Here is a 13104-nt window from a genome sequence, read left to right on the forward strand (position 1 = left end):
GCGAGCCGCCTTTACGCTTTTAAGTACTGCAAGCTGTTTATCAAAGCCAATTTTTCACTAACGGACGCAGAATAACGCGTAACAGGCTGAGTTTGCTTAGCCGGCAACCAAGGGCCGTCAGGGCAAGATAGCGCTCGTAGCGCTCCACGACATTCTCTCCTACCAGGCGGACAGCATCGTTGCGGCGCACTCGTAGCCTACGCGCCCATTCCTCGCAGGTGCGTGCATAGTCTATCCGAGCGTTGTAGACCGCCTGCACCTCAAACAACCCGCCCGCTGCGGCAGATAATTCGGCAAGGGTCGGGAAATCCGCTTTCGGATACAGCTCGCGGTGGAGCGCGTAGCTATCGCAATCGCGGCAGCCGTCGGGATAAGCGGCGGTTTCGAGCGATAAGACGCCGTTTTCGTTCAGCCAGCTGCGACAACGAGAGAAGAATTCGCGATACATTAGAATTCTGCTGGAAGCGCTCTCGGCTGGCTGAGGAAACTGCTCCAAGGCGCCGATAGCCACAATGGCGTCGAAGCGGGTATTAAGTTGTAGTTGCCGCCAGCTGCCCGTGCGTACTTCGACATTTTGGCGGCTCCGTGCCCGTATATGTTTGGCTTGCGCCTCGCTTAGCGTCAGACCGACGGCTTTGGAAATCTCGTAGTGCTCATTGAGCGCGCTGAGTAGGCTGCCCCAGCCGCAGCCGATATCCAGCACACTATCGATCCGGTTGGCCTCAATTGCGTCAAGATGAAAGCTTAGCTTTCGCTCTTGTGCGTGCTCAAGCGTGTCGTCGTCGCCGGACCACAGTGCGCACGAGTCGGTGAGCGAGCGGTCGAGCCACAGCTTGTGGAATTGGTTTTCCGCATCGTCGCTGTGGCGAGGGGCTGCTCCCGCCTGGGAAGAATAGGTTTCTAGCGCTTTTGCTGTCATGGTCCCTGCTGTCATTGTTGCCCGAGGCCTTTGACCATCCGAAAACCTCTCCTCTAAAGCGCTCAAGCTTGTATCGCCCTAATGGAGGCCGTTCCTGGTGGGCGTTGCCTTTATTATTGTTCTGACCAAACATTCGTTTGGTACCTCCTCAAGCTAATAGGAGGCGTTCGATTCGTCAAGAAGAAGTTGTAGAAGTCGTCAAATACCAGCATATCTGTTGTTGCCCCGGCGTTTCCTATCGAGGATGTGTAACACGTCGAGCCAGCTCGCCAGGGATTGCTCGACGGAGCGTGCCGCATGGGGCAACAGCGAGCTGAAAGGTTCTGAGCGGACTTTTTCAGCGTTCCGCTATTGTCCCCCCAATCCAACAATTCGCAGTATTTCCGCTGCCTGAGCTGCTTCCTGTAAACAGCGCTTGCAGCGAGCGGCTTAAGACAAGCGCTTTCGGGTCGCGTTAGGACAAAAGCGACAGGTTGAGGTTCTTCGGCCGCGCTTGAGTCTGTATAAGGATGCTCTGATTCTCTTTCGCGTGGACTCACTAAATTAGGAAGTTGCGATGCTTAGAGACAAGCGTGCTGGCGGATTTGGTAGCCTGTGTGGGTGGATTGACGCTTTATGAAATTCCCTTGCCTTGCTCGGCTGTGGTCTGCGGGTACGACTGGGAAGCCGCCGCGCTCAGCACGTCATATTGCCCTCATTAATCAGCTGGGATTGTTTGGGGTTTGTGCGACGCTGCCTTATCAAGTCTTTTACTTATTACACGGTATTTCGCTGTATTGGCCGTCGTTTGTCGCTAACGTGTTTTTTATTGCGGGCTATCTGGTCGCGTTGCCGCTTAATGGCTGGGGGTGGCATAACTCGGCGCGTAACGTTGTGGTGCTCAACGGTTGCACACAGTTGTTTGTGGTTACCTATTTCATAAGTAACGGGGCCGGCGTGCACCTTTTCTACTTCAGTGTCGGCGGTGTCCTGCCGCTGATGTTTTACCGCCGTCAAGAGCTGCCCCTTTTGGTCGTCGCTACGGTGGGCGTTGTTGTGCTGTTCGTGTTCTGTCATTTCTATTTTCCACCCGGCAGTACCCCGATTCCGATTGCCGACTCCATCCTAGGGGGAATGTACGCAGCCAGCGCTTTCGGGGCGATCGGCCTGCTGGCTGTGGTGGGTTTTCTGTTCCGAGAGCGCGTGGAGGACGCCGAAAGCGATTTGACGCGCACTAACCGCCGCTTAGAGCAGCTTTCCCAAACGGATCAGCTCACAGGCTTAGCCAACCGGCGTACGCTTGAGGAATGGTTAAGGAGAGAGCTTGCGCGTGCGGGGCGGGAAGGAAAGCCGGTTTCTGTGTTGATGTGCGATGTCGATCACTTCAAAGCGTACAACGATTGGTATGGCCATCAGGCGGGAGATAGATGCCTGCGTAACCTCGCTAAGGCTTTTCAGAAGGTTGTTAGACGCCCTTCGGATCTCGTCGCCCGTTATGGCGGAGAGGAATTTGTGGTGATTCTTCCGTTGACTGGTAATAAAGGCGCATTCGACATCGCGGAAGCGCTGCGGCGTGCTGTAGAGCAGTTAGCGATACCTCATGAGCGGTCGACTTCAGGACCGGTGGTGACGATTAGTATCGGCGTGGCCACGCTAGACCCCGTGCCGCCCGCGCAGCTGAATATAGCGTCCAGGTTGTTACGCGCGGCTGATATGGCCTTGTATGATGCTAAGTCGAAGAATCGTAACCGCGTGATGTCTCGGATGGCTTGAAAAGCGGGGCCGCCGGTATCGGCCCCGTGCGTATTCGCCGCTATTACCAGTTTTTGTGCTGCGTATCGTAGCCGAAGCCGCAGAAGTCGCAGTTGCGGTCGAGGAACATGCTGCTACGTTCCGTCTCGCCGGCTAGATGCCACCGTAGCCACGCTACGATTATCGGCAAACCGTCCCGCGCTGCGCCCATATGGTCGGAACCCCGCATGACGGTGAACCACACCGGCACCTGGGTGTTGGTGTAATCGCGCCGACAGTTCGAGGTGGCCATACGATCGTTGGCGCCGCAGATGTAGGCAGCAGGTTTATGCAAGTTAGCCGAGCCACGCCCGTCGAACGATCCCCCAGCCACGTGAATCGTCGTGGACAGGCGTGGATCGGAGCCGATGGCAAAGGATGCGATGGAGCCGCGCGAGTGGCCGCCTGCCGCAATCCTCGTGGTGTCCAGCTTCTGGAAGTACGGGCTTGAAGAGCGCGCGTCTTCCGCGATCAGCCAGTCAATGGCGGCCGTCATCTCCCTGCCGGTGTTGGTGGAGACTTCGGAGTAAACCACGAAGCCATGCGAGGCGATGCGGCGCAGGTGGTCTTCATAGCTACTTGGCCTCGTACCCGCTCCGGGGCCCCAGATAAATACCGGGTGTTGGATGTCGTGTTCGCCGAGATTCGTCGGCCGAACAACCCAGCCGGACCGGGACGGTCCTGTGTTGCGCTCGATGGTGGTCTGGAACGGGCCGTCCGCATCAACTCGTTCTACTGGCGGTAAGATGCCATCGCCGACCGGCGGTGGTGGTTCCGGATCAGGTGTTCCAGGGTTGAAGGCGCCCGCTGAAAGGGGCAGAAGGCCGATAAATGCGCCAATGACAAGCGCTTTTTGCATCGCAGTTGTTACAAGCATGAGATTGACTCCTCCAGTTGAGATTAGCTCCTTCTTGTTGTCACCCACCTCCGTTACGCGTCGACGCAGGCGAATAGCAATGCCGTTGCCGAGTTGCTTTCCTTTCGTGCGTCTAAAAGGAAGCGGCGTGTCCACTCCGGCAAGCGAGAAGCTAATGGCACGGCGAGGCGTTCCCTTTTGTTCGTCGTGTCCGTTCCCCTAGTTGGTCCTTGCTTACTCGTTGAGACATTTGTTGAAAGTGTGTGACTCTTAAAACATAGTTTTAAGTTGTCGTTTCGTCTATGACCGTGGGATGTAGGTTGTAGCTTAGGTTCGCCGCCCGGTTACTTACTGCCCGAGGTTTGCGGGGTGCCTGTTCGGCGTTTTTAAAGAAGCTGGGGTTGCTCAAAAGTAGTAGTTGCTTATTGACGGGCGGATATGGGGCAGCGTCCACCGAGGCTCGGTAAGAAGTGTTGGCGGCGCCGGCTTGGCGCGGATTTCCTGCGACTTATCTTCGCCGCCAACAATTTTATTGGGCCGTATCTGTCATTAGTGGCCGGAGCTGCCTTTAGTCGAAGCTGAACGTGGCAGGCCGTTCGGCAGCGTCTATCTCCATCTGGATACAGCCGTGAAGAATTTGATAGCTGGCGCCACCAAACTGAGCTATTTCTAAACAGTGATTGCGTGTTCTTGTCGGCACTTCCGCCCAGACATTTTGCAGTTCTCGATACGAGGTCTGCTCCGTACGTATGCAGCCGTTGTATACCATATTGCTAGAACCGCCGAATTCTGAAACTTCTTTGCAATGAGCTTCAACGTCAAACCGCGGAATGTCGGCCATTGCAACGCTAGCCGCCAACAGTCCGGCAACCCCCAAAACATACTTCATTATTTTCTCCTTCGAGCTTATAAATCCATAGCCGCGCTACGGCAGTATCAGGTGACGGGAGATTGTGTTTGCGAGCCGGATCGCGGCAACCAAACGTTCTCCATCATCATCCGTGGATATCGGCCTTTCCTGAAGGAATCTTTATTAAATCTTACGGATTCGACGAGCCTCTATTCACAAAGAATCTGTTAAGAAACGGGTTTCGGTGTTGTTTCACTCATCGAGACGCATTATTTACTAATGTCTAATGTTTTTAGGGGGACTGAGTTTGGCTGCGCGCGTGAATTGGAAGCAGTTGTGGGCGAGGCACTTGGCTTCGTTGAGCAGGCGCTGCGCTTCGACGGCGCCTTCCGGGGTTTGCCTAAGCACGCCAATAATCGGGATAAGACAATGATTAAGCTCCCGGAGGCATTCGTGCCGCAGTACGGGGGGTAGCGCTGCGTCGCGAATGATCTGAATCAGTCGCTTGTGTGCCTGGCGCATGGCGTGGAACGCCAGTTCTTCCCGGCCGAGTTGGCGGTAGGTTTCGGCTAGGCAATTGCAGGAGGATATATACATGCGCGGCGTCGGTAAGTCCTCGGCGCGATGGAGCAGCAGCTGTTCGGCCTCGCCGACGGCGTCTAGAAAGTGCTCGGCAGCCCGGGCTAAATCTTGGCTTTCGATGGCGCTACGCGCTGCTTTTTGAGCATCGCGCCAGCGATTGAGGTTGTCGTCGGCCAGCATGTCGGTGTCTCCTTTTGCGTTAGGCGGCGCGGTGATCGTCCTGACGACCGCGTGGCGAATAAATCACCAACGGTTTGTTGATGGTGGGGTGTTCCAACACTTCCACATGAATGTCGAATACGGCATTTATCGCGGCCGCGGTGAGCGCCTGATAAACGTCGCCTTGGGTGTGGATCGCCCCGTCTTTGAGCAGCGCCACGCGGTCGGCGTACTGCGCGGCGAGATTAAGGTCGTGCAGCACGGCGAGGACGCCGACGTTTTGCCGGGTCAATTCCCGTGCTAGGTGTAGCGTCGCGTGCTGATGGGCCGGGTCGAGCGCGGCTGTGGGCTCATCGAGCAGTAAGAAGCGCTCGCCCAGCGGCGTCGGCTCCCAGATCTGGGCCAGTACGCGGGCGAGCTGAACGCGTTGCCGCTCGCCGCCGGAGAGGGTGGGAAACAGGCGCTGGCTAAGCGCTAAGGCATCGACGGCGCCGAGTGCATCGCGGGCAATACGATAGTCGTGCGCCGTTTCGACGCCGTCGATATGCGGCATGCGGCCCATGAGGACGACTTCCAGGGCGGTAAACGCAAACCGTAACGTCAGCTCTTGCGGCAGCACGGCCCGGAGTCGGGCGCGTTCGCGTGGGTGCCAGTTTTGTAACCGTCGGCCATGCATCGATACCTGCCCATGCGTGGGCTTTTGCTCGCCAACCAGCGTTTTCAGCAGCGTGGATTTACCGGCGCCGTTGGGGCCGAGTACGGCCACGAACTCGCCGGGTCGAACGCTTAAGCTGACCTCGCGCAGTAAGTGACGGCCGGCGGTGCGTACGCTAACCCGTTGGGCGCTTAGCATTAGAAGCTTCCCCCGTGTTGACGGTTTCTGAGTAAGAGCCACAGGAAGAAGGGGCCGCCGGCCAGGGCGGTGACGATCCCGATCGGTAATTCCGCCGGTGCAACGAGCGTGCGGGCAGCGATATCCGCTGCGGGTAATAAACAGGCGCCCAGTAGTGCGGAGGCCGGTAGTAGTAGGCGGTGATCGGGGCCGATCATCATCCGCAGCAGGTGCGGGACGACGAGGCCGACAAAGCCGATGATGCCGGTGAGCGCGACGGCAGCGCCGACCGCCAACGCGGTGAGGGCGACGATGCGGCGTTTGCTGCGCTCGATGTCGACGCCGAGGTGCCCTGCTTCCGATTCGCCGAGCAAAAAGGCATTCAGCACCCGTGCGTAGCGGGTAAGTAAGAGTACCGGGGCGAGAATAAGCGGGGCGATGAGCAGGACGCTGCTGCCGGTGGCGCCGCCCAGGCTGCCCATGTTCCAGAAGGTGACGCTGCGCAGTTCGGCATCGTCCGCCAGATAGACCAGAACGCCGGTGCCGGCCCCGGCGATGGCGTTGACGGCAATACCGGCCAATAACATGGTAGCAACCAGAGTGCGACCGCCGAGGCTCGCTAAACGGTAGACGACAACGGTGGCGATTGCCCCGCCGACGAAGGCTGCAAGCGGGATCAGTAACGTGCTGGTGTGGCTACCCAGTGTCGGCGGTACGCCTAGGACGATGACGGCCACCGCACCCAAGGCGGCTCCGGCAGAGACGCCGATCAAACCGGGATCGGCCAGCGGGTTGCGAAATAGCCCTTGCATCGCGGCCCCGGCGACGGCTAAAGCGGCGCCAACCAGCATACCGAGTATGAGCCTGGGTAGACGAATGTGGAGGATGACCGCGGCTTCCTGTTCGCTAAACCCGCCGTTATGCGACAGGCCGACGGAGTGGGCCAAGACGGCGATAACGCGCTCGGGCGGGATGCTCATCGCGCCGTAGCCAAGGCCGGCGATCCCGGTCAATGCCAGCAAAGCCAGCAAAACCGGTAGCGTTAAGGCCCGCCGGTTAAGAGGCGATTGCGCGAACGGCTTGGATGCGGTTTCGCTGCTCATAGCCCCTGCCAGTCCCGGTCAGGGTGTAGCTGGGCGGCAAGATCGCGCACGGCATCCGGTAGTCGGGTACTGAAGCCGAGTAGATAGAGATGGTCCATGGCAATCACTTGCCGATTGCGAAATGCCGGGGTGGCTGCCATGCCGGGAAGCCGACGCAGGCCCTCGATGCCGCCAAATTGCTCCAGCGTAGCGGTCGGTATCAATAGCGCATCGGGCGCGGCGGCGACCAGTGCTTCCGGGGTTAAGGGGCGAAATCCGGCAAAGGCCGTGACGGCGTTGTCGGCGCCGGCCAGCTTCAACATGGCTTCGGCGGCGGTGTCGCGGCCGGCCACTAAGGGCGCCCCCTGGCCGGTTGAGAATAGGAACAGCACTTTCGGTTTGTCGCTGACCTGCTGCGTGCGTTCGGTGATGGCCGCAAGCCGTGCTTCCAGTTCGGCGGCCAGCGCTTGCCCTTCGGCCTCTTTGTCCAGGGCTTCGGCGACGGCTTTGATGCGCTCGACGGCACCGCGAACGGAGGGTTCCGCCGGTAGCTTGCGCACGGGTACCTTAGCCGATTCAAGCTGTTGCAGGACGGCAGCCGGGCCGGCCTCCTCGGTGGCAAGCACCAGGGTTGGGCGTTGCGAGATGATGCCCTCGGCCGAGAGCGAGCGCTGATAGCCGACTTTAGGCAGCGTTTTCGCCTGCGGTGGGTAGGTGCTGGTGGTATCGACGGCAATCAGTGCCTCTTCGCCGCCCAGGGCGTACACCGCTTCGGTGAGCGAGCCTGCTACGGAGACGACGCGCGGAGCAGCGAAAGCCGCCCCGCTAATCAGCACCCCAAGCCCCAGTAATGCTATGCGAACGCATCGGATGCTCACGCCGAGCCCTCCTCCGGCAGAGCGTCGATTAGTTCGCGCCAGGGGCTGAGCTCCGCTTGCCCTGGCTTGCGTAGGCCGAAGAACTGAATGATGAGTTCGCCGTCCGCGTCGAAGGCTTCCAGCGAAGTGACGATGCCGTCTTCGGTGGGTTTGCGGACGACCCAACACTGGGCAAGCGCGTCTTCCCGCAGATGCAGGTTAAAAGTAGGGTCGAGTACGTTGAACCAGGGCCCGGTCGGGCGTAGCTGCTGAATCTTGCCGCTATGGATTTGCACGGTTCCCGCATTGGCAACGAAGACCATGATCGGGCACCGGGTTTCGGCAGCACTTTGCAGCAGCCGTCGTGGCGCTTGTAGGCTGATTGGATAGGCAAAGTCCCGCTCGGCGAGACGCAGCGCCTGCAAACGGCCGATCTTAAGATTCTTTAGCATGCCCTGGAAGTGGTGTGTGTCCCGCAGTCGCCGCCAGCGGTGATGGAGGGCTGCGACGTCGATCTCGGCATCGGGGCTGTCGGGCGTTTTCGGCGGATAGGCTTTGACTTCTTGGTAAGTGGATTGATCCGTCGCGGCGAAACGTTCGACCAAGGCGGCGAAGGCGTCGTGCCGGCTGGCCTCCGTTAGGTAGACTTTATGGACAGCGCTGCCATCGGCATCGAAAAACTGGAAGCTATGACGTTGTTTGCCGTCGCGGCCGGTTTCGGTAACGGCGAACGCAAAATGCCAATGGTGGAAGAACAGCCGCAGGTCGATATCGGCGTTGAGCACTAACCCGACGCGGGGCGTCAGGTTAAGGTTTTCGTACCGGCCATGACGTTCGTGAACGGCATACTCGTTACGTGTTAAGGCCATGACGGTGCCGAGTTCGCCGAGAGCGGGAAGTAGGTTTGGCCAGTTTGGCCGCAGGCGGGTGGCGGACTGGCCGCAGCGACCGGCTACCAGCTCGGCTTCGCTGAGGCCGGCACGGCGAGCCGCTTCCCGTGCGCGCACCCCGCCTTTGGCCAATAACGATAGCGCGGATTGTTGACGTTCCCGTTGGGTTTTGCGCGAGCGAGTGAGTTCAGCCTGTTCCATGTCGATGTCTCCTTGTTGCTTATTCGTTAACCAGGCGATAACGGAAACTCACATGACCGGAGGTATCCGCTTCGTCGTAGTAATTCGTGACTTGCAGGGCGTACTGCGGCGCCTCTGCCGTGAGGCGATTGGTGTCGATGAGGTAGACGCGGTAGTTTGGCCAGAGCCGGTGGCCGCCGAGCAAGTCGTATTCCTGCCAGGGCATGTCGACAAACAGGCCGGAGCTTGCATCGGCGGTATAGCGCTCGGCTATGCTGTCGCCGCTTGGGGTATAGAGTGCACTGACGAACGCGCTTAACTCTTGCCACTCGAACGGGCCGAAGGCGCCGCCTTCGCCGGGGCCGCTGTCGCCGCTATTGGTGAGCAGGTAGAGTGCGTGCCCTTCGACGCCGAACTGAAGATCCCACTCGGAGCCTGTGCAGCTGGTGTGGAGATTGCTGTCGAAGTCGAAGCAGATTGGGTCGCCCCCCAGCGGAAGTTCGCCTTCGAACACGGCGCTGGAGTAGAGCTGGTCGGCGCCGGCCGGTTGTACGTCCAGCTCGAAGCGGAAGTGCTCGATGCCGCGCCCGGAGCGGGTGGCGAAGGTGAGTTCGGTCATGCGTAGGCGGGCATAGCTGTCGCCCTCGCCGCTACGTATCAGCCAGCCGTTGTCGGGGTTGGCAACCATGTCGAAGGTGTCGCTGTCATAGCGGTACCAGCCGCCGTCGGTGGCGCTAGAGCCGCGTAAGGCGCTGGTCAGGCGGTCGAACTGCCAAGCATTGCGGGCTGGCTCGGGGAAATCCTCCAGTAGCAGTTGCGCTTGCGCGTTGAGGTCGACATTGGTGAATACGGAAACGTTCGGTTCGCCGTTGTCGTGGTAGAAGTGGTTTTGCGGTTTAACCACAGCGCCGGCGACCTGCCCCGGGCCGGAGGTGCCGCCGTTGAGTTTGATGTCAAAACGGCGAAAGGCGATGTGCCAATCGGTGCTGGCGGCCGCCTCGGCTTCGCTTAGCGCGACGGGCTTGGCCTCGTCGAGGTTGAAATATACCCACTGGCCATAGGAACTGGCATCGACGCGAGTGCTGGTGACCGTTTCCGGCAGCTCAATCGGTGGGTCGGTCTCGGAACTGCTGCTGCCGCCGCAGCCGGCTAATAGGACCGCTGCCATACTGGTGCCGAGAAGGGTGTAAGAGGCGCGTATGAACATGGTTTCTCCTTGTTGTCGTAAGCCTTAACCGCGCAGTCGCAGCCCGCTGTATATCAGGCGACCGCTAAGCGGGCTGGTGTCGTGGGGGTCGGTGACGTCGCGGTGTTCGTCCAGTAGGTTGTCGACGCCGAAGTAAAGCGTCAGACGCTCGCCGACGGCTTGATTGAAGCGCAGGTTCCAGCGCTGCCAGGCCGGGGTTTCGCCTGGGCCGCCGAGTTCGGCGGGGGCGCTGCCTTCGGCGATGAACTCTAAGGCTGCCTGGGTGGCCCGCCATTGGTAGGCCAGCTCGGTTTTCAGTTGGTGACGCGGCCGTTGCGGGAGGCGTTGCCCGGTCGCACGGTCGACGGCCTCAAGGTAGGTGTAGCCGCCGCTGAGTAGAACGCCGGCCGCTAGATCGAATGTCGCGCCGAGTTCCACGCCACGGGTGCGTGCGCGCTCGACGTTTTGGTACTGGTGTACCGTGATCCCCTGCCCAAAGCCGTGTTCGGCTTGCGTCTCCTCGACAATGAAATTACGTAGTTCGTTGTGAAACAGGTTGATATCGAGCTGGTAATGCTGCCCCTGCAACTCGACGCCGAGTTGGGTGCTGGTGGACTCTTCCGGCTTTAGCGCCGGATTGCCGACGACGATGTAGCCAAGCCGGCTGTGGTCGAAGTGGAAGTAGCGCTCCTTAAGGTTGGGAACGCGGTAGCCGCGACCGACGCCGGCATGAAAATGGCCGGCCATGGGCCATTGGAAGCCGTAGCGAAGGTTCAGGCTCGGTGCGAAGTGGCTGCCGAAATCGTCGTCGTAGGACAAGCGTGCACCGGGTACGAGCTCGACTTGGCCGAGTGCAATCTCGTTCTGTGCGTAGAGTTCGACATGCTCGCGTTCGGCGCCGTCGCCGAGTTCTCGCGTTACGGTGGTTTCGCCGTTGCGGTTGGTTTGTGCATGCTGCTGGCGCATGCGCTCGTGTTCTGCCCGGGCGCCTAGGGTCGCCAGCTGGCGGTCGCTCAGGGGTTCGTTCCATTGTATTTCTAAGGCGTGGGAATCGAGACTTGCTTTACGCACGCTTTCGCGGTGGTCGGTTAGACGGGCATTGTTCTCGACGCGGTTGTCGAAACGCTCGCCGCTCAGGCGCAAGAGGCCTGTGCCGCCGTCGCCGCGGTCGTAGCGCAAAGCGCCGCTGAGTCGGTGGCTTTCTACGGTTTCGAGCTTGTCGAAGGCCGCCCCTCCCGGTTGGGTGCGGTAGGGTTGGCGTTTGTCCTCTTCGCTGTAGGACGGGCGTAGTTCTAGCGACCACCGATCGTTGAGGTCGACGCCGAAGCGGCCGCTGAGATTGGTGTGTGTGATGCGGTGCCCATGCTGACTCGTTGCGCCGGGAAAGAGGATAAAACCGTCGTCGTGCCGCCGGTCGGCCGTCAGCCGGTAGTTAAAGCGCTCGCTGCGGCCGCTGAGGTTGGCGCCGAGGCGATGGGTGTGCGGTGCGTTGCCCACCCCTTTATCGTCGTAACTGCCGATTTCCGCTTCCAGTTGATAGTTAAAGCCGGACTCGGGCTGGCGCGTGATAACGTTGACGACGCCGCCCATCGCGGACGATCCGTACAACGCCGACGTCGCGCCCCGAATGATTTCAATCCGCTCGATGTCCAGGACGCCGATTTGGGTCAGGTCGACCGAAGAGCCGGTCGTCGGTGCCGGGCGTTCCCCGTCGATCAGAATGAGTACCCGGTCGGCGTCCAAACCTTGAATCCATAGCTCTTGACCTTCCTTGCCGTGAATCTCTCGTAGGTACAGTCCGGGTACGAGGCTTAGCGCTTCGTTGAGGTTGCGGCTGTGACGCTGCTCCAACTCCGCTCGGGTGAGAACCTGAGTCCGAACAGGCGCATCCTCCGCGGAATCGGTGGCGGTGCCGGGTATCGCCAACGGCGAGAGTTGAGCGACTGGAGCTGCGGTACTATGGCCAGGGCTCAGCGCTGCGAGGCATACCAGTAGCGATACCCCAGTGAGCTTACGTGTCACAGGGCAGGCCTTCGCTGTGCCTTCGGCGGTGGCGATTGTGGATAGGGAGCAACGCTTGTTCATGAATACGAATGATAATGGTTATCATTAATGAGTCAAGATCGGACTGCTCGGAAGTGATAGACGCGTTATTATGTGGAGGGACTTGTCGTCGCTGATCATCCGCAAAAGGAGCAATGGAATGGAAAAGACTGCCTTGGCGATTCGGCATCTTGCCTTTGAAGGCTTAGGAAGTTTCGGGCCGGTATTACAGCGGCGAGGCTATCGGGTCGAATACCGGGAGGCGGGGGAGACCGATTTTGCGGCTATCGACCCGGCGGCTGCCGACTTGTTGGTTGTGTTAGGCGGGCCTATTGCTGCCTACGATACGGATAAGTACCCCCTGCTCCGCGACGAGCAAGCCCTGCTCGCCGAGCGTCTTCGGCGCAGGCTGCCTACGTTAGGTATTTGTCTTGGCGCGCAGATAATGGCGCAGGCTTTGGGGGCGCGTGTCTATCCGGGGCCGGAGAAAGAGATTGGGTTCGGTCGTTTGCGGTATACGCCGGAGGGGCGGCAAGGGGTTTTTGCTCCGCTGGCCGAGGCGGATGTGCCGGTGTTGCATTGGCATGGCGATACGTTCGACCTTCCGGAGGCTGCGTCTTTACTGGCATCGACCGATGTTTGCCCCAATCAGGCCTTCGCCATCGAGAACTATGCGCTTGCGTTGCAGTTTCATCCGGAGGCTACGGCGGCGGGTTTTGAGCATTGGTTAATCGGCCATTGCTGCGAAATCGGCAGCGCCGGCTTGGACCCTGTTCAGCTGCGTGCGGACGGCATGCGCTACTTGTCGGCGCTAGAGGAAGTCGGGCCGCAGGTGCTGGAGCGCTGGCTCGATAAAGTGGACTGACTGCGTCCGGCTATCACGATCCGCTCGATGCTG

Annotated in this window: 12 protein-coding genes; 2 read left to right on the forward strand and 10 right to left on the reverse strand. The window is 59.8% G+C overall.

What is annotated here, in order from left to right:
* Nucleotides 1–40 precede the first annotated feature (40 nt).
* A complete protein-coding gene (locus CAI21_RS15275; protein ID WP_220348477.1) occupies nt 41–934 on the reverse strand; it encodes a class I SAM-dependent methyltransferase in 894 nt (297 codons plus the stop codon).
* Between the two features lie 600 nt (nt 935–1534).
* Here CAI21_RS15275 and CAI21_RS15280 point away from each other — a divergent pair.
* A complete protein-coding gene (locus CAI21_RS15280) occupies nt 1535–2671 on the forward strand; it encodes a GGDEF domain-containing protein (RefSeq protein WP_116303082.1) in 1137 nt (378 codons plus the stop codon).
* Between the two features lie 43 nt (nt 2672–2714).
* Here the strand turns inward: CAI21_RS15280 and CAI21_RS15285 are convergent, their stop codons facing one another.
* The 9 genes from CAI21_RS15285 to CAI21_RS15325 form a co-directional block, all read right to left on the reverse strand.
* Nucleotides 2715–3566 carry a poly(ethylene terephthalate) hydrolase family protein gene (locus CAI21_RS15285; RefSeq protein WP_116303083.1) on the reverse strand — a complete coding sequence of 284 codons (852 nt, stop codon included), beginning with the start codon at nt 3564–3566 and terminating at the stop codon, nt 2715–2717.
* A 547-nt stretch (nt 3567–4113) separates the two neighbouring features.
* On the reverse strand, nt 4114–4434 hold the full coding sequence (locus tag CAI21_RS15290; RefSeq protein WP_116303084.1) for a hypothetical protein: 321 nt from the start codon (nt 4432–4434) through the stop codon (nt 4114–4116).
* A 237-nt stretch (nt 4435–4671) separates the two neighbouring features.
* Nucleotides 4672–5157 (reverse strand): hypothetical protein, encoded by a 486-nt coding sequence (locus CAI21_RS15295; RefSeq protein ID WP_116303085.1) that lies wholly within the window; start codon nt 5155–5157, stop codon nt 4672–4674.
* 19 nt (nt 5158–5176) lie between these two features.
* Nucleotides 5177–5989, reverse strand: a complete 813-nt coding sequence (locus CAI21_RS15300) for a heme ABC transporter ATP-binding protein (protein ID WP_116303086.1) — start codon at nt 5987–5989, stop codon at nt 5177–5179.
* Nucleotides 5989–7071, reverse strand: coding sequence for a FecCD family ABC transporter permease (locus tag CAI21_RS15305; protein WP_116303087.1), 1083 nt, complete (start codon nt 7069–7071; stop codon nt 5989–5991). Before CAI21_RS15305 ends, CAI21_RS15300 begins: the two co-directional genes overlap by 1 nt.
* The gene (locus CAI21_RS15310) at nt 7068–7928 is read right to left on the reverse strand and encodes a heme/hemin ABC transporter substrate-binding protein (RefSeq protein ID WP_116303088.1); all 861 of its coding nucleotides are present in this window, start codon (nt 7926–7928) and stop codon (nt 7068–7070) included. Before CAI21_RS15310 ends, CAI21_RS15305 begins: the two co-directional genes overlap by 4 nt.
* A complete protein-coding gene (locus CAI21_RS15315; RefSeq protein WP_116303089.1) occupies nt 7925–8998 on the reverse strand; it encodes a hemin-degrading factor in 1074 nt (357 codons plus the stop codon). The genes CAI21_RS15310 and CAI21_RS15315 overlap by 4 nt, the downstream gene beginning before the upstream one ends.
* 19 nt (nt 8999–9017) lie before the next feature.
* Nucleotides 9018–10184 (reverse strand): HmuY family protein, encoded by a 1167-nt coding sequence (locus CAI21_RS15320; protein ID WP_258868099.1) that lies wholly within the window; start codon nt 10182–10184, stop codon nt 9018–9020.
* Nucleotides 10185–10208: 24 nt separating this feature from the next.
* Nucleotides 10209–12185: a TonB-dependent receptor plug domain-containing protein gene (locus tag CAI21_RS15325; protein ID WP_181919462.1), complete on the reverse strand. Its 1977-nt coding sequence runs from the start codon at nt 12183–12185 to the stop codon at nt 10209–10211.
* 181 nt (nt 12186–12366) lie between these two features.
* On the opposite strand from CAI21_RS15325, the gene CAI21_RS15330 reads away from it, so the two are divergent.
* Nucleotides 12367–13071, forward strand: coding sequence for a glutamine amidotransferase (locus CAI21_RS15330; protein WP_116303091.1), 705 nt, complete (start codon nt 12367–12369; stop codon nt 13069–13071).
* The last annotated feature ends 33 nt before the right edge of the window (nt 13072–13104 follow it).

It is taken from the genome of Alkalilimnicola ehrlichii (genome assembly GCF_003399765.1).
Classification (GTDB): Bacteria; Pseudomonadota; Gammaproteobacteria; order Nitrococcales; family AK92; genus AK92.

Excerpts from the sequence above, each read along its gene's own strand:
- CAI21_RS15320 (WP_258868099.1), bottom strand. The coding sequence starts at position 10,184 with ATGTTCATACGCGCCTCTTACACCCTTCTCGGCACCAGTATGGCAGCG.
- CAI21_RS15290 (WP_116303084.1), bottom strand. The coding sequence starts at position 4,434 with ATGAAGTATGTTTTGGGGGTTGCCGGACTGTTGGCGGCTAGCGTTGCA.
- CAI21_RS15315 (WP_116303089.1), bottom strand. The coding sequence starts at position 8,998 with ATGGAACAGGCTGAACTCACTCGCTCGCGCAAAACCCAACGGGAACGT.
- CAI21_RS15330 (WP_116303091.1), top strand. The coding sequence starts at position 12,367 with ATGGAAAAGACTGCCTTGGCGATTCGGCATCTTGCCTTTGAAGGCTTA.
- CAI21_RS15300 (WP_116303086.1), bottom strand. The coding sequence starts at position 5,989 with ATGCTAAGCGCCCAACGGGTTAGCGTACGCACCGCCGGCCGTCACTTA.
- CAI21_RS15305 (WP_116303087.1), bottom strand. The coding sequence starts at position 7,071 with ATGAGCAGCGAAACCGCATCCAAGCCGTTCGCGCAATCGCCTCTTAAC.
- CAI21_RS15285 (WP_116303083.1), bottom strand. The coding sequence starts at position 3,566 with ATGCTTGTAACAACTGCGATGCAAAAAGCGCTTGTCATTGGCGCATTT.
- CAI21_RS15280 (WP_116303082.1), top strand. The coding sequence starts at position 1,535 with ATGAAATTCCCTTGCCTTGCTCGGCTGTGGTCTGCGGGTACGACTGGG.
- CAI21_RS15275 (WP_220348477.1), bottom strand. The coding sequence starts at position 934 with ATGACAGCAGGGACCATGACAGCAAAAGCGCTAGAAACCTATTCTTCC.
- CAI21_RS15295 (WP_116303085.1), bottom strand. The coding sequence starts at position 5,157 with ATGCTGGCCGACGACAACCTCAATCGCTGGCGCGATGCTCAAAAAGCA.